Annotated in this window: 11 protein-coding genes, 1 tRNA gene and 1 pseudogene; 10 read left to right on the top strand and 3 right to left on the bottom strand. The window is 61.0% G+C overall.

The features are described 5' to 3' along the window. Positions 1-195 precede the first annotated feature (195 nt). From HNQ83_RS31580 to HNQ83_RS07865, 3 genes and pseudogenes are all read left to right on the top strand, one after another. Positions 196-1,494: pseudogene (locus HNQ83_RS31580) on the top strand (chemotaxis protein); the annotation flags it as partial. Between the two features lie 150 nt (positions 1,495-1,644). After that, positions 1,645-2,400 (top strand): methyl-accepting chemotaxis protein, encoded by a 756-nt coding sequence (locus HNQ83_RS31575; RefSeq protein ID WP_372241882.1) that lies wholly within the window; start codon positions 1,645-1,647, stop codon positions 2,398-2,400. Positions 2,401-2,562: 162 nt separating this feature from the next. Further along, entirely contained in the window at positions 2,563-3,912 is a 1,350-nt protein-coding gene (locus HNQ83_RS07865; protein ID WP_175388423.1) for a CoA transferase, read from the top strand. Between the two features lie 93 nt (positions 3,913-4,005). Here the strand turns inward: HNQ83_RS07865 and HNQ83_RS07860 are convergent, their stop codons facing one another. Continuing rightward, complete coding sequence (locus HNQ83_RS07860) at positions 4,006-4,869, bottom strand: DNA-3-methyladenine glycosylase (RefSeq protein WP_175388422.1); 864 nt, start codon at positions 4,867-4,869, stop codon at positions 4,006-4,008. Between the two features lie 260 nt (positions 4,870-5,129). Here HNQ83_RS07860 and HNQ83_RS07855 point away from each other — a divergent pair, with 260 nt between their 5' ends. The 7 genes from HNQ83_RS07855 (at position 5,130) to HNQ83_RS07825 (ending at position 14,287) form a co-directional block, all read left to right on the top strand. Then, positions 5,130-6,638 carry a sigma-54-dependent transcriptional regulator gene (locus tag HNQ83_RS07855; RefSeq protein ID WP_175388421.1) on the top strand — a complete coding sequence of 503 codons (1,509 nt, stop codon included), beginning with the start codon at positions 5,130-5,132 and terminating at the stop codon, positions 6,636-6,638. Between the two features lie 457 nt (positions 6,639-7,095). Then, positions 7,096-7,479 carry a glycine cleavage system protein GcvH gene (gene gcvH, locus HNQ83_RS07850; protein WP_175388420.1) on the top strand — a complete coding sequence of 128 codons (384 nt, stop codon included), beginning with the start codon at positions 7,096-7,098 and terminating at the stop codon, positions 7,477-7,479. A gap of 11 nt (positions 7,480-7,490) precedes the next feature. After that, complete coding sequence (gcvP, locus tag HNQ83_RS07845) at positions 7,491-10,343, top strand: aminomethyl-transferring glycine dehydrogenase (RefSeq protein WP_175388419.1); 2,853 nt, start codon at positions 7,491-7,493, stop codon at positions 10,341-10,343. A gap of 199 nt (positions 10,344-10,542) precedes the next feature. Then, a complete protein-coding gene (locus HNQ83_RS07840; protein WP_175388418.1) occupies positions 10,543-11,919 on the top strand; it encodes an L-serine ammonia-lyase in 1,377 nt (458 codons plus the stop codon). A 42-nt stretch (positions 11,920-11,961) separates the two neighbouring features. Next, positions 11,962-13,086, top strand: coding sequence for a glycine cleavage system aminomethyltransferase GcvT (gcvT, locus tag HNQ83_RS07835; protein WP_175388417.1), 1,125 nt, complete (start codon positions 11,962-11,964; stop codon positions 13,084-13,086). 403 nt (positions 13,087-13,489) lie between these two features. Then, positions 13,490-13,702: a cold-shock protein gene (locus tag HNQ83_RS07830; RefSeq protein ID WP_007931076.1), complete on the top strand. Its 213-nt coding sequence runs from the start codon at positions 13,490-13,492 to the stop codon at positions 13,700-13,702. 96 nt (positions 13,703-13,798) lie between these two features. Continuing rightward, complete coding sequence (locus HNQ83_RS07825; RefSeq protein WP_175388416.1) at positions 13,799-14,287, top strand: RDD family protein; 489 nt, start codon at positions 13,799-13,801, stop codon at positions 14,285-14,287. Between the two features lie 135 nt (positions 14,288-14,422). Here HNQ83_RS07825 and nadA read toward each other — a convergent pair whose 3' ends face one another. Together nadA and HNQ83_RS07815 are read right to left on the bottom strand one after the other, a co-directional pair. Further along, positions 14,423-15,481, bottom strand: a complete 1,059-nt coding sequence (nadA, locus tag HNQ83_RS07820) for a quinolinate synthase NadA (RefSeq protein WP_175388415.1) — start codon at positions 15,479-15,481, stop codon at positions 14,423-14,425. A gap of 272 nt (positions 15,482-15,753) precedes the next feature. After that, positions 15,754-15,829: transfer RNA gene (locus HNQ83_RS07815), tRNA-Lys, on the bottom strand. Between the last annotated feature and the right edge of the window lie 41 nt (positions 15,830-15,870).

Raw genomic sequence — 15,870 nt, 5'->3', positions numbered from 1 at the left:
TTGATTTTCGGCACAGGTTTCAGGTCTTGTTCTTGCTCGCCCCCTCCCCAAATACTCCTGAATCAGTTGGCGATTTTTCCTGTTTTTTATATGATTTTCGGCACATTTTTCCGCGCAAACGATCAACCACTACCGTTCGTCGGGTTGCCATTCATGCGCCTCGCGTCCACGCCGATGGGGATTGAATGGCGCTGAATGGATTTGGCGCGTCGAGCCGCGACGGCTCACAGCCAACACCTCATCCATTCGCGAGTTCGCCCTATGTTCGACTCACTGTCCATCCGCCTGAAAACCGTCCTGCTCTCCGGCCTGTGCCTGCTTGGCGTCGTTGCGCTGATCGTCGGCATGAACATCTACCAGACCAATCAGAACGATGAACTGGTCAACGACTCCAGCAGCAGAATGCTCACCTCCAGTGTGCAGAACCTGCTCCAGGCCAAAGCGGCCGAACAAGCGGTGCGGGTGCAGAAGACGTTCGGTGAAACCCTGACGGTGGCGACCGCCCTGGCGGATCAGATCAAGGACATGCGCAACCTGGCCGCCAAGCGTTCGCTCGAACCTGGCGCCCTGCGTGAAGAGTTGAACCAGAGCCTCAAAACCGCCTTCGAGCGCAACGGCAAAGTGCTGGGCATCTGGCTGGCGTTCGAACCCAACGGTCTGGATGGCAAGGACAGCGAGTTCGTCGGCGACGCCGCCCGCCAGTCCAACGAGATTGGCCGCTTCGCCACTTACTGGAGCCGTGCCGGGGGTGAAGCGCTCAACACCATCATGGTCGAAGAGGACATGACCAAAACCACCCTGAACCTCAGCGGCACGCCCTACAACGTCTGGTACACCTGCCCCAGGGACAGCAAGCGCACCTGCCTGCTCGACCCTTATGCCGATACCGTTGGCGGCAAGGAAGTGTTGATGACCACCATTTCCGTGCCGTTGCTGGCGGATGGCAAGTCCATCGGCGTAGTCGGTATCGACATCGCCCTCGACGCCCTGCAAGCCGCGGCGGTCGATTCCCAGCGCGAGTTGTTCAACAGTGCCGGCCACATGCTGATCGTCTCCGGTACCGGTGTGATGGCGGCCTACAGCGTCGATCAAACGAAAGTGGGCAAGAGCATCGGCGACACCCTGGGGGCGGACGGCAAGGACATCCTGCAATTGCTCGCCAACGGTGCACCGAAAATTCTTGAACAGGGCGATCTGATCCGGGCGGTGTACCCGGTCAGTCCGATTGCCGACGCCAAGGCGTGGGCCGTGGTGATCGACCTGCCCAAGCAAGTGCTGCTGGCCGATTCGGTGAAACTGCAAGCGGTGCTCGACGACGCCCAGCAAAGCGGCACAATCCAGGCAGTGGGTGTGGCGATCGTTGCCGGCCTGGTCGGTCTGTTGCTGATCTGGCTGACCGCCTCCGGCGTGACCCGTCCGATCAACAGCGTGGCGGAAATGCTCAAGGCCATTGCCAGCGGCGACGGCGACCTGACCCAGCGCCTGCACTACAGCAAGAAAGATGAACTGGGGGAACTGGTCAGCTGGTTCAACCGCTTCCTCGACAAGTTGCAGCCGACCATCGCACAGATCAAGCAAAGCATCACCGACGCCCGCGGCACCGCCGACCAGTCTTCGGAAATCGCCCGCCAGACCAGCGAAGGCATGCAGCTGCAGTTCCGCGAAATCGACCAGGTCGCCACCGCCTCCAACGAAATGAGCGCCACCGCCCACGATGTCGCCAACAGTGCGTCCAATGCGGCCAATGCCGCCAAGGGCGCCGATCAGTCGGCCCGCGACGGCATGCAGATCATCGAGCGCAGCACCCGCGACATCAATCAACTGGCCGACGAAGTCAGCAAGGCTGTGACTGAAGTTGAAGCCTTGGCGGTGAACAGCGAGCAGATCGGCTCGGTACTGGAAGTGATCCGCAGCATCGCCGAACAAACCAACCTGCTGGCGCTGAACGCGGCCATTGAAGCGGCCCGTGCCGGCGAAAGCGGACGCGGGTTCGCGGTGGTGGCCGATGAAGTGCGCAACCTGGCCAAACGTACCCAGGATTCGGTGGAGGAAATTCGCCTGGTGATCGAACGCATCCAGAGCGGCACGCGCGGCGTGGTTGCCACCATGCACTCGAGCCAGACCCAGGCCCACAGCAACGCCGGGCAGATCCAGCAAGCGGTACAGGCATTGAGCAAAATCAGTGACGCAGTCACCGTGATCAGCGACATGAACCTGCAAATCGCCAGCGCCGCCGAACAGCAAAGCGCCGTGGCCGAAGAGGTCAACCGCAACGTCTCGGCGATCCGCAGCGTCACCGAAACCCTGACCGGACAAGCCACCGAATCGGCGCAGATCAGCAGCCAACTCAACAACCTCACCACTCACCAGATGAAACTGATGGATCAGTTCCGGGTGTAAACCGCCCTCCTGTGGGAGCGAGCCTGCTCGCGAAGGGGCCAGTACATTCAACATCTATGTTGGCTGACGCACCGCTTCGCGAGCAGGCCCGCTCCCACAGGTTTTCATCAAGCCAACCCGGTTTTTGATCTATGCTCGGGCTCTCGCTCCGGAGGGCCTTCGATGACTGATTTACTCACGTCCATTCAAGCCGCACTCGGCTTGCCGCACACGCCAATCCCGTTTACCTCCACTGGCGCCCTGCCCTCGGCGTTTGCCGTTACGGACCTGGCGTGCGCCAGCATCGCCGCCGCCGGCCAGGCCATCAGCGAATTGTTGCACCAGCAAACCGGACGCTTGCCCGGCCTCGAAGTCGACCGGCGCCTGGCCTCGTTCTGGTTCTCCAGTTCAATCCGCCCCTCAGGCTGGAGCGTTCCACCCTTGTGGGACCCGATCGCCGGTGACTACGCCGCCAAGGATGGCTGGATCCGCCTGCACACCAATGCGCCCCATCACCGCGCTGCCGCCGAATCTGTGCTAGGCGCCTGTGCCGACCGAGTGGCGATGGCAAGCAAAGTGGCGCAATGGGCCAAGCGCGATCTGGAACAGGCGGTGGTCAATGCCGGTGGGTGCGCGGCCGAGATGCGCAGCTGGGAACAGTGGCAGGCGCATCCGCAGGGTCAGGCTGTCAATGCAGAACCGCTGGTTCAGTTCGATCATCACAGCAGCCTCAACGCCAAGCCGTGGCAGGGTTCGGTGGCGCAACCACTGGCCGGGATCAGGGTGCTGGACTTGACCCGCGTGCTCGCCGGTCCGGTCGCCAGCCGATTTCTCGCGGGCCTTGGCGCCGACGTCTTGCGTATCGACCCGCCGACCTGGAATGAACCGGGCGTGATACCGGAAATGACCTTGGGCAAGCGTTGCGCCCGCCTGGACTTGCATGACCAGGCCGATCGCCGCACGTTCGAAAGCCTGCTCAACGAGGCCGACATCGTGCTCCACGGCTACCGCGCCGATGCATTGGAGCGCCTCGGTTACGGAGCCACGGAGCGGCAAAAACGGGCCCCCGGCCTGATCGACGTGAGCCTCAATGCCTATGGCTGGAGCGGCCCGTGGCAGAACCGCCGCGGCTTCGACAGCCTGGTGCAGATGAGCAGCGGCGTTGCCGACGCTGGCATGCGCTGGAAGCAGACGTACAAGCCGACACCCTTGCCCCTGCAAGCCCTCGATCACGCCACCGGGTATCTCATGGCAGCCAGTGCGATCAGGTTGCTGGCAGACCGTTTGAGCAGCGGACGAGGTGGGTCGGCGCGATTGTCATTGGCACGCACGGCGAAGTTGTTGATCGAGCATGGACGCGGGACCGAAGCGCCGTTGCGGGCAGAGGATGAAAGCGATCAGGGGATGTTGGTCGAGCAGACACCCTGGGGACCGGCGCACCGGTTGCATGTGCCGTTGAAGATCACCGGCACGCCGTTGCAGTGGGCGGTTGCGGCCAGCGAATTGGGTTCACATCGCGCGCAGTGGTGGTGACTGTTCAATCGCTTTCGCGAGCAGGCTCGCTCCCACAGATTCGACACTGTACCTGCTCGCGAAGGCGCCAGAACAGCCAACATAAAATCAGGATCAGTCGGAACGACTCAACGATGTCCAAAGCAACTGCGCCGCATACCCCCGATAGGGTCTCCAACCCTCAGCCCGCACCAACAGCTGCCGCGCCGTCACCGACTCCCCTTCAAGCGCCGCCAAGGCATTGATCAACCCCACATCCCCCGTGGGAAACCCATCCATTTCGCGCAACTGTCGCAGGGCAATGTACTGCGCGGTCCAGTCGCCAATGCCATACAACGCCAGCAGGCGGGTCACACCGCCCTGCCGACCGGGTTCGAACAACAGCGGATCATCCAGCATCGCCCGAGCCACGCCTGACAATGTGCGGCCACGGCTTTTCGGCATCCCCAGTGTCGCAAGGTCCGCGTCCGCCAACACAGCCGCCTCAGGAAACGCATGGCTCAAGCCACCTCGCGGCGTAGGCAACGCCACACCATATTGCGCCACCAGTTTCCCCGCCAGTTTGATCGCCGCCCCCACCGTGATTTGCTGACCCAACACCGCACGGATCGCCAATTCCAGCCCGTCCCAGGTCCCCGGCACACGCAGCCCCGGGCGTTCGGCGATCAACCGCGCCAGCAGTGGGTCGATCGTCAGGTGCTGATGAATCGGGGCCAGGTCGGCATCCAGATCAAACATCCGCCGCACGCGCGCGACAATCTCGGGCACGACCGTCGGGTCGGGGAAATCGAGCGTCAGTTCCAGTGAGTCCGCCGTCGCCGGTTTGATCGACAGGGTGCCGTGAATTCCCCTCAGGCCAATGCTGCGCGAGTAAACGCCGTCAACCACCTCTTCCATGCCGGCAATTGCCCGCGCCGACAGGAAGCCGAGCATGGCTGGCCAGTCGTAGGGCGGTTGAAACGCAAGCAACAACTTCATGGCGGTCCCTCTGGGTGATCCGTGTGGCCAGACTATAAAGACAAACCAACTATTGTTGGATAACACCAGCCCCTGTGGGAGCGAGCCTGCTCGCGAATACGGAGTGTCAGCCAATATTGATGTCGACTGACACTCCCCCTTCGCGAGCAGGCTCGCTCCCACAGTGGAAACATCCCTGCCTGCAGTGCGCAGGATTTCACCAATCGCCCGCCCCAAGGCATACTTGCCACCCTCCGCACTCCAGAATCCAAGTCCGCCCCATGCGTATCCACGTCAGTTTCATCGACCGCGTCGGTATCACCCAGGAAGTCCTGGCCCTGCTCGGTGGGCGCAATCTCAATCTGGATGCAGTGGAAATGGTTCCGCCCAACGTCTACATCGACGCCCCGACCCTGAGCCCGGACGTCCTCGAAGAGCTGCGCGATGCGTTGCTCAGCGTACGCGGCGTGCAGGCGATGACGGTGGTCGACATCCTGCCTGGCCAGCGTCGACACTTGCAGCTCGATGCCCTGCTCGCGGCCATGACCGACCCGGTTCTGGCGCTGGACAGCGCCGGCAAGGTGCTGTTGGCCAATCCGGCGCTGATTGCGCTGTATGGCCGCGAACCGGCCGGCGAAAGCGTTGCCGACCTGTTCGCCGACCCCGCCCTGCTCGACACTCTGCTCGAACACGGCTTTCGCCTCCCGCTGCGGGAAATCACCGTCAACGGCCAGACCTTGTTGCTGGACGCCACACCGATTACCGATGCCGGCGCCCTGCTGACCCTGTACCAACCGAACCGCATCGGCGAACGCCTGTCGGCCCTGCACCACGATCACGCCGAGGGTTTCGACGCGCTGCTGGGCGAATCGCCAGTGATCCGCACGCTCAAGGTTCGCGCGCAACGGGTGGCGGCCCTCGATGCGCCGCTGTTGATCCAGGGCGAAACCGGTACTGGCAAGGAATTGGTAGCCCGCGCCTGTCACGCCATCAGTGCCCGGCACAACTCACCGTTTCTGGCATTGAACTGTGCGGCATTGCCGGAGAACCTCGCCGAAAGCGAACTGTTCGGCTACGCCCCCGGCGCCTTCACCGGCGCCCAGCGGGGTGGCAAGCCCGGGCTGATGGAACTGGCCAACCAGGGCACGGTGTTTCTCGACGAGATCGGCGAGATGTCGCCGTATTTGCAAGCCAAATTGCTGCGTTTCCTCAACGACGGCAGCTTTCGTCGAGTCGGCGGTGATCGCGAAGTGAAGGTCAACGTTCGCATTCTCAGTGCGACCCACCGCAACCTGGAAAAAATGGTCAGCGAAGGCCTGTTCCGCGAAGACCTGTTTTACCGACTCAACGTACTGAACGTTGAAGTCCCGCCGCTGCGCGAGCGCGGCCAGGACATTCTGCTGCTGGCCCGCTACTTCATGCAGCAGGCCTGCGCGCAGATCCAGCGCCCGGTCTGTCGCCTCGCGCCCGGCACCTACCCGGCCCTGCTGGGCAACCGCTGGCCCGGCAACGTACGTCAGCTGCAAAACGTGATTTTCCGCGCTGCGGCCATTTGCGAAAGCAGCCTGGTGGACATCGGCGACCTCGACATTGCCGGCACGTCCGTGGCGCGCCAGAGTGACCACGATGTCGACAGCCTGGAACAGGCAATGGACGAGTTCGAGAAAACCCTGCTGGAAAAACTCTACGTCAGCTACCCCTCGACCCGCCAACTGGCCAGCCGCCTGCAAACCTCACACACCGCGATTGCGCATCGACTGCGCAAGTATGGGATTCCCAACAAGCCGTAGGCTTTCAATGGAATGCGGCCCCATCACCAACACAAAACCCTGTGGGAGCGAGCCTGCTCGCGAATGCGGTGTACCAGTCACCCTTGATGTCGACTGACACGCCCTCTTCGCGAGCAGGCTCGCTCCCACAGTGGTTGTGCGGTTGTCTTGAAAATCACTCCAAATACGACCTCCACCTGTACTGAAAGCGCTACAGTGGAACGATATCGCTACACCCCTCCCCAAACAGCGTCCCGCAAGGCTTTGATCCACTTCAGCTTTTTTCTTCCCTCGCGCCTGTAGCGATTTCGCTACAAAAAGAAAAACATCAGCACCTAAAAAATCATATAACTTATTGATTTTAAACAATAAAAAAACATTGGCCGCGATTTTGCTTAGTAACCCCTCATAAATCAGGGCAATAGCCCAAGCAATCAATCGCGTCCACCAGACGAGTCTGGCCCCTTAGGAGTTTTCCATGAGCGAATTGCGTTTTACTGAAGATCACGAATGGCTGCGCACCGAAGCTGACGGCACCGTCACAGTCGGCATCACCGCTTTCGCACAGAACGCACTGGGCGACGTGGTTTTCGTACAACTGCCTGAGCTGCAGTCCTACGATAAAGGCGCTGAAGCGGCCACCGTGGAATCGGTAAAAGCGGCCAGTGGCGTGTACATGCCACTGGACGGTGAAGTGCTGGAAGTGAACCCGGCGCTGGACAGCAGCCCGGAACTGGTCAACGAAGACCCGCTGGGTGAAGGTTGGTTCTTCCGCTTCAAGCCGGCTGACGACTCGGCTGTCGCCAAACTGCTGGATCAGGACGCTTATGACCGTCTGATCAAAGCCCAAGCCGAAGCCTGAGGAACGCCGAAATGACTCAAGTGAATTTGACCACCGCCAATGAATTCATTGCTCGCCACATCGGCCCGCGTGCTGGCGACGAGCAAGCCATGCTCAACAGCCTCGGTTTCGACTCCCTGGAAGCCCTGAGCGCCAGCGTCATCCCGGACAGCATCAAGGGCACCAGCGTGCTCGGCCTCGAAGACGGTTTGAGCGAAGCCGAGGCTCTGGCCTCGATCAAGGCCATCGCCGGCAAGAACCAACTGTTCAAGACCTACATCGGCCAGGGCTACTACGGTACCCACACGCCGTCGCCGATCCTGCGCAACCTGCTGGAAAACCCGGCCTGGTACACCGCCTACACCCCGTACCAGCCAGAAATTTCCCAGGGCCGTCTCGAAGCGCTGCTGAACTTCCAGACCCTGATCAGCGACCTCACCGGCCTGCCGATTGCCAACGCTTCCTTGCTCGACGAAGCCACCGCCGCCGCCGAGGCCATGACCTTCTGCAAGCGCCTGAGCAAGAACAAGGGCAGCCACAAGTTCTTCGCTTCCGTGCATTGCCACCCGCAAACCCTCGACGTACTGCGCACCCGTGCCGAGCCGCTGGGCATCGACGTGGTCGTTGGCGACGAGCGCGAACTGATCGACGTGACGCCATTCTTCGGCGCCCTGCTGCAATACCCGGCAAGCAATGGTGACGTCTTCGACTACCGCGAGCTGACCGAGCGCTTCCACGCCGCCAACGCGCTTGTGGCTGTCGCCGCCGACCTGCTGGCCCTGACCGTGCTGACCCCGCCGGGCGAGTTCGGCGCCGACGTGGCCATCGGCAGCGCGCAACGCTTCGGTGTGCCGCTGGGCTTCGGTGGTCCACACGCCGCCTACTTCTCCACCAAGGATGCGTTCAAGCGCGACATGCCGGGCCGCCTGGTCGGTGTGTCCGTGGACCGTTTCGGCAAGCCGGCGCTGCGCCTGGCGATGCAGACCCGCGAGCAACACATCCGCCGCGAGAAGGCCACCAGCAACATCTGCACCGCACAAGTGCTGCTGGCCAACATTGCCAGCATGTACGCCGTGTATCACGGTCCGAAGGGCCTGACGCAAATCGCCAACCGCGTGCATCACCTGGCTGCAATTCTGGCCAAGGGCCTGACTGCACTGGGTCTGAGCGTCGAACAGGAAAGCTTCTTCGACACCCTGACCGTGAAAACCGGCGCGAACACCGCCGCCCTGCACGACAAGGCGCATGCCCAACAGATCAACCTGCGCGTGGTAGATGCCGAGCGTCTGGGCCTGTCTCTCGACGAAACCAGCACCCAGGCCGACGTTGAAACCCTGTGGGCCCTGCTGGCCGATGGCAAAACCCTGCCTGACTTCGCCGCACTCGCCGCCTCCGTCAACAGCACTATCCCGGCCGCACTGGTTCGCCAGTCGCCGATCCTCAGCCACCCGGTGTTCAACCGTTATCACTCGGAAACCGAGCTGATGCGCTACCTGCGCAAGCTGGCCGACAAGGACCTGGCGCTGGACCGCACCATGATCCCGCTGGGTTCGTGCACCATGAAGCTCAACGCCGCCAGCGAAATGATCCCGGTGACCTGGGCCGAATTCGGCGCCCTGCACCCGTTCGCCCCGGCCGAGCAAAGCGCCGGTTACCAGCAACTGACCGATGAACTGGAAGCGATGCTCTGCGCCGCCACCGGCTACGATTCGATCTCGCTGCAACCGAACGCCGGTTCCCAGGGTGAGTACGCTGGCCTGCTGGCCATCCGCGCCTACCACCAGAGCCGTGGCGAAGACCGTCGCGACATCTGCCTGATCCCGTCGTCGGCACACGGCACCAACCCGGCCACCGCCCAGATGGCCGGCATGCGCGTCGTCGTTACCGCCTGCGATGCCCGTGGCAACGTCGACATCGAAGACCTGCGCGCCAAGGCCATCGAGCACCGCGAACACCTCGCTGCGCTGATGATCACCTACCCGTCGACCCACGGTGTGTTCGAGGAAGGCATCCGCGAAATCTGCGGCATCATTCACGACAACGGCGGCCAGGTGTACATCGACGGCGCCAACATGAACGCGATGGTCGGCCTCTGCGCCCCGGGCAAGTTCGGCGGCGACGTGTCGCACCTGAACCTGCACAAGACCTTCTGCATCCCTCACGGCGGTGGCGGCCCGGGCGTCGGCCCGATCGGCGTCAAATCGCACCTGGCTCCGTTCCTGCCTGGCCACGCCCAGATGGAGCGCAAGGAAGGCGCGGTCTGCGCGGCACCGTTCGGCAGCGCAAGCATCCTGCCGATCACCTGGATGTACATCCGCATGATGGGTGGCGCGGGTCTGAAGCGCGCTTCGCAGCTGGCGATCCTCAACGCCAACTACATTTCGCGACGTCTCGAAGAGCACTACCCAGTCCTGTACACCGGCAGCAACGGCCTGGTGGCGCACGAGTGCATCCTCGACCTGCGTCCGCTGAAAGACAGCAGCGGCATCAGCGTCGATGACGTGGCCAAGCGCCTGATCGACTTCGGCTTCCACGCCCCGACCATGTCGTTCCCGGTCGCCGGCACGCTGATGATCGAGCCGACCGAAAGCGAATCCAAGGAAGAACTGGACCGTTTCTGCGATGCCATGATCCGCATCCGCGAAGAAATCCGCGCAGTGGAAAACGGCACCCTGGACAAGGACGACAACCCGCTGAAAAACGCCCCGCACACCGCGGCGGAGCTGGTCGGCGAGTGGTCGCACCCGTACAGCCGCGAGCAGGCGGTGTATCCGGTTGCCTCGCTGATCGAAGGCAAGTACTGGCCGCCGGTCGGTCGCGTCGACAACGTGTTCGGCGATCGCAACCTGGTCTGCGCCTGCCCGTCGATCGAAAGCTACGCTTAAACCAATGAGGGGGCGGGTCCGCTCGCCCCTTTCATGCTCAAAACGAACCCTGTGGGAGCGAGCCTGCTCGCGAAGACGGACTGACATTCACTATGGATGTCACTGATAGACCGCCTTCGCGAGCAGGCTCGCTCCCACAGGGACGTGTTCCAGGCCTCAGATTTCCGCCACTCCTATAACAAGAAACCGGAGAACAACCATGTCGCTTAGCGTGTTCGACCTGTTCAAGATTGGCATCGGCCCCTCCAGCTCCCACACCGTCGGCCCGATGCGCGCGGCCGCGCGTTTCGTCGAAGGCTTGCGCCGTGAAGGGCTGCTGCCGGCGACCACCAGCGTCAAGGTCGAGCTCTACGGCTCACTCGGCGCCACCGGCAAGGGCCACGGCAGCGACAAGGCCGTGTTGCTTGGCCTGGAAGGCGAACACCCGGACACCGTGGACACCGAAACCATCGCCGCCCGCCTGCATGACATACGCGGCAGCGGACGCTTGAACCTGCTCGGCGAACACAGCATTGCGTTCAACGAGAAAGAACACCTGGCGATGATTCGCAAACCGTTGGCCTATCACCCCAACGGTATGATTTTTCGCGCATTCGACGCAGCGGGCCTGCAAATCCGCAGTCGCGAGTACTACTCGGTCGGCGGCGGCTTTGTCGTCGATGAGGATGCCGCCGGCGCCGACCGCATCGTCGAAGACGCCACCCCGCTGACCTTTCCCTTCAAAAGCGCCAAGGACCTGCTCGGTCACTGCGCCACCTACGGCCTGTCCATCAGCCAGGTGATGCTGACCAACGAAAGTGCCTGGCGCCCGGAAGCGGAAACCCGTGCCGGTCTGTTGAAGATCTGGCAGGTCATGCAGGACTGCGTGGCCGCCGGCTGCCGCAACGAAGGCATCCTGCCCGGTGGTTTGAAGGTAAAACGCCGGGCCGCCGCGCTGTACCGGCAATTGTGCAAGAACCCGGAATCCTCCCTGCGCGATCCGTTGTCGGTGCTGGACTGGGTCAACCTGTACGCCTTGGCGGTCAACGAAGAAAACGCCAACGGCGGACGCGTCGTCACGGCGCCCACCAACGGCGCGGCCGGGATCATTCCCGCAGTGCTGCATTACTACATGCGGTTCATTCCCACGGCGAACGATGACGGGGTGGTGCGCTTTCTGCTGACCGCCGCGGCCATCGGCATTCTGTACAAGGAAAACGCCTCGATTTCCGGCGCAGAAGTCGGCTGCCAGGGCGAGGTTGGCGTGGCGTGCTCCATGGCGGCCGGGGCCTTGTGTGAAGTCCTCGGCGGCACGGTGCAACAAGTGGAAAACGCCGCGGAAATCGGCATGGAACACAACCTGGGCCTGACCTGCGACCCGATTGGCGGACTGGTGCAAGTGCCTTGCATCGAGCGCAATGCCATGGGTTCGGTCAAGGCCATCAATGCGGTGCGCATGGCCATGCGTGGCGACGGGCAACATTTCGTCTCCCTCGACAAAGTCATTCGCACCATGCGCCAGACCGGCGCCGACATGAAAAGCAAATACAAGGAAACCGCCCGTGGCGGTTTGGCGGTCAACATTATCGAGTGCTGATGTGCGCTCACCTGCATCTGCACCCTTTTTCAGGAGCTGAATATGTCCACCGAACAACTGTTGAAAACCCCGTTGCACGCGCTGCACATCGAGTTGGGCGCGCGCATGGTGCCATTCGCCGGCTATGACATGCCCGTGCAGTACCCGCTGGGCGTGATGAAAGAACACCAGCACACCCGTGATCAGGCCGGGCTGTTCGACGTTTCGCACATGGGCCAGATCCGCCTGACCGGCGCCAATGCCGCCAAGGCTCTGGAAACCCTGGTGCCGGTGGACATCATCGACCTGCCGGTGGGCATGCAGCGCTATGCGATGTTCACCAACGAGACCGGTGGCATCCTCGACGACCTGATGGTTGCCAACCTGGGTAACGACGAACTGTTCCTGGTAGTCAACGCAGCCTGCAAGGACCAGGACCTGGCGCATCTGAAAAAGCACATCGGCGATCAGTGCCTTATCGAGCCGCTGTTCGAAGAACGCGCCCTGTTGGCCTTGCAAGGCCCGGCAGCAGTCACTGTACTGGCGCGTTTGGCACCGGAAGTGGCGAAGATGACCTTCATGCAGTTCGCCCGCGTCAAACTGCAGGGCGTGGACTGCTTTGTCAGCCGCTCGGGCTACACCGGTGAGGACGGTTTCGAAATCTCCGTGCCGGCCGCCAACGCCGAAGCCCTCGCCCGCGCCCTGCTGGCGGAACCGGAAGTCGAAGCCATCGGCCTTGGCGCCCGCGACTCGCTACGCCTGGAAGCCGGCCTGTGCCTGTACGGCCACGATATGAACACCGACACCACCCCAATCGAAGCCAGTCTGCTGTGGGCGATCTCCAAGCCGCGTCGTGCAGATGGCGCGCGTGCTGGCGGATTCCCGGGTGCAGAAAACGTGTTCGCCCAGCAACAAGCCGGTGTCAGCCGCAAGCGTGTCGGCCTGCTGCCTCAGGAACGCACTCCGGTACGTGAAGGCGCAGAGATCGTCAACGAAGCCGGCGATATCATTGGCAGCGTCTGCAGCGGTGGTTTCGGGCCGACCCTGGGCGGTCCTTTGGCGATGGGTTATCTCGACAGCGCTTATATCGCTCTCGATACTCCGGTATGGGCGATTGTTCGTGGGAAAAAGGTTCCTTTGCTTGTAAGCAAAATGCCATTTGTTCCACAACGCTACTATCGCGGGTGATTGACTGTTTCTATAAGTAACGCGATTGCGTTATGCGTGCACTAATGTGTAACGCAATCGCCATAAAACAGTGCATCGTTCTTTCATTCCATTCGAATATGAACTTGGCTTATAACGTTCGAAAACAATTGAACAAGGTAATCGTATAAGCCTGCTCTAGTGGACCACCTACAGCCAGCTAACACAGGAAAACCGGGGCCTTCACAGGGCTTGTTTTTTCTCCCGTAGTTGGCGTAGAGTTTGTTCACTGTGTTTGCATGGGTCGCTTGGAATCGTGACCTGGGCAGTAGCCTACAAGTTAGCTACATCCCGTTCGACGTCTTCTTACTCTCCTGCAACCAGCCCCAGTACTCTCTCATGAGATAGAGACTGTCATTAATTTTAGCGTCAAAGGAAATAAGAAATGTCCCAACGTCAGAGCGGTACCGTCAAGTGGTTTAACGACGAGAAAGGTTTTGGTTTTATCACTCCAGAAAGCGGTCCGGATCTGTTCGTGCATTTCCGCGCTATTCAGGGCAACGGTTTCAAGAGCCTGAAAGAAGGCCAGAAAGTGACCTTCATCGCTGTGCAAGGCCAGAAAGGCATGCAGGCTGACGAAGTACAAGCAGAAGGCTAATCTTCTGTAACGAAAAAGCCCCTGATGCTGACATCAGGGGCTTTTTTGTGCGCGCAAATCCGTAAAATGGCTTCTCTTTTCCCTTTGAGTGCCGTCATGTCGAAACATCTGCTGAAACCCCAGGGCGAATTTCCTGCCGCTGGCCTGGGTCGTCGTCTGGCGGCGATGTTCTATGACTTCCTGCTGTGCACCGCCCTGCTGATCGTTACCAGCGGCGCCTACAAGATGATTCAGATGGCAATCATCGGTGAAGACAGGATGCGCGCGCTCACAGAAGCCGGGGCACTCGACGGCGACCCGCTGCTTTCAACCGTGCTGCTGTTCGTACTGTTTGGCTTCTTCGCCAAGTTCTGGACCCACTCCGGCCAGACCTTGGGCATGCAGGTCTGGTGCATCCGCGTACAGAACGCCGATGGCTCCTCGATCAGCCTGTGGCAGGCACTGCTGCGCTTTGTCGTATCGATCGCTTCGTTGCTGTGCGTTGGCCTTGGATTCGTCTGGTCGCTGTTCGACAAGCAGAAACGCAGCTGGCATGACATGTATTCCAACACTCAGTTGGTGCGGATCCCGAAGAAGACCAAGTAGTAGGTACAAGCACAAACCAATGTGGGAGCGAGCCTGCTCGCGAAAGCGGTGTATCAGCAACATTAATGTCAGCTGACACTCCCTCTTCGCGAGCAGGCTCGCTCCCACAGTTTTTTGCGTTGCGATTGAACGGTATTAAGCGTTCCCGGCCAACTTCATCCGCGCCGCCTGGGTAAAGTCCAGCATGCGCTTGAGCGGCCGAATGGCTTGAGGAATCAGCGCCGGATCGACAAAGATCTCGTTAGCCCCTTCTTTCAAGCTCTTGAGCGTGCGCTCAAGGGTGTTCATCGCCATCCACGGGCAGTGGGCGCAACTGCGGCATGCCGCACCGTTACCCGCTGTAGGCGCTTCGATGAAGACCTTGTCCGGACACAACTGCTGCATCTTGTAGAAGATGCCGCGATCGGTCGCAACAATCAGGGTCTTGTTCGGCAACGTCTGCGCTGCCGCGATCAGCTGACTGGTGGAACCGACTGCATCCGCCAGTTCGATCACCGATGTAGGCGACTCAGGGTGGACCAGGATCGCTGCATCGGGATACAACGCCTTCATGTCCTCCAGCTGCTTGGACTTGAACTCTTCGTGAACGATGCAGGCACCGTCCCACAGCAGCATGTCGGCACCGGTCTGGCGCTGAATGTAAGTGCCAAGGTGCTTGTCCGGCCCCCAGATGATGGTCTCGCCGTTGTCCATCAGGCTTTCGACGATCTCCAACGCGCAGCTGGACGTCACCACCCAGTCCGCCCGTGCTTTGACCGCAGCGGAGGTGTTGGCATAAACCACCACTGTACGCTCGGGATGCTGGTCGCAGAACGCGGAAAACTCGTCGACCGGGCAACCCAGGTCCAGCGAGCACGTCGCTTCCAGCGTCGGCATCAGAATGCGTTTTTCAGGATTGAGGATCTTGGCCGTTTCGCCCATGAACTTGACCCCGGCAACCACCACGGTCTTGGCCGGGTGAGCATTGCCGAAGCGGGCCATCTCCAGCGAATCGGAGACACAGCCACCGGTTTCTTCGGCCAGGGCCTGAATAACGGGATCGCAATAGAAGTGGGCCACCAGCACCGCGTCCTGAGCCTTGAGCTCGGCAGCGATGGCGGCACGGTAATAGGCTTCCTCATCGGCGGTCAGCGGCTTGGGCTGCTTGGCGTCGAGGTGGGCTTGAACCAGAAGGCGTTCGGAAATCTGCGTCATGTTCGCAAGACCTGCAGGCGCATTCGCGCGAAAGTCGAGTATACACCCGGCTCCGGACCCATCAGGGTACCGCCGGGAAAGTGGGTATTCATCAGGCACGGACAGCGTTGAAGCTGCGCAAGGCTACAGAATATCCCGAGGATGCAAAAGATGATTCTGACCTGCGTCGCGCAGAGCAGCCCCGGAACCGGACAACGTTAAATCGCGGGCAAAAAAAAATCCGGAAATCCTCACTTTCGTGGGCCTTCCAGACTTTTAAAACAACTTGAAAATGGTGGGTCGTGTGGGATTCGAACCTACGACCAATTGGTTAAAAGCCAACTGCTCTACCAACTGAGCTAACGACCCGCTGTGTGGTGGCGCGTATAATACTGATTTTTAAGGACTAT

This window comes from Pseudomonas sp. C2B4 (assembly GCF_013359695.1).
In the GTDB taxonomy this organism is placed as follows: Bacteria; Pseudomonadota; Gammaproteobacteria; order Pseudomonadales; family Pseudomonadaceae; genus Aquipseudomonas.
This window is presented reverse-complemented; position numbering and strand designations above follow the sequence as displayed.

Coding starts and splice junctions, on each gene's coding strand:
- HNQ83_RS31575 (WP_372241882.1), top strand. CDS start 1,645: ATGCAGCTGCAGTTCCGCGAAATCGACCAGGTCGCCACCGCCTCCAAC.
- HNQ83_RS07825 (WP_175388416.1), top strand. CDS start 13,799: ATGTCGAAACATCTGCTGAAACCCCAGGGCGAATTTCCTGCCGCTGGC.
- HNQ83_RS07840 (WP_175388418.1), top strand. CDS start 10,543: ATGTCGCTTAGCGTGTTCGACCTGTTCAAGATTGGCATCGGCCCCTCC.
- gcvT (WP_175388417.1), top strand. CDS start 11,962: ATGTCCACCGAACAACTGTTGAAAACCCCGTTGCACGCGCTGCACATC.
- nadA (WP_175388415.1), bottom strand. CDS start 15,481: ATGACGCAGATTTCCGAACGCCTTCTGGTTCAAGCCCACCTCGACGCC.
- HNQ83_RS07830 (WP_007931076.1), top strand. CDS start 13,490: ATGTCCCAACGTCAGAGCGGTACCGTCAAGTGGTTTAACGACGAGAAA.
- HNQ83_RS07855 (WP_175388421.1), top strand. CDS start 5,130: ATGCGTATCCACGTCAGTTTCATCGACCGCGTCGGTATCACCCAGGAA.
- gcvH (WP_175388420.1), top strand. CDS start 7,096: ATGAGCGAATTGCGTTTTACTGAAGATCACGAATGGCTGCGCACCGAA.
- gcvP (WP_175388419.1), top strand. CDS start 7,491: ATGACTCAAGTGAATTTGACCACCGCCAATGAATTCATTGCTCGCCAC.
- HNQ83_RS07865 (WP_175388423.1), top strand. CDS start 2,563: ATGACTGATTTACTCACGTCCATTCAAGCCGCACTCGGCTTGCCGCAC.
- HNQ83_RS07860 (WP_175388422.1), bottom strand. CDS start 4,869: ATGAAGTTGTTGCTTGCGTTTCAACCGCCCTACGACTGGCCAGCCATG.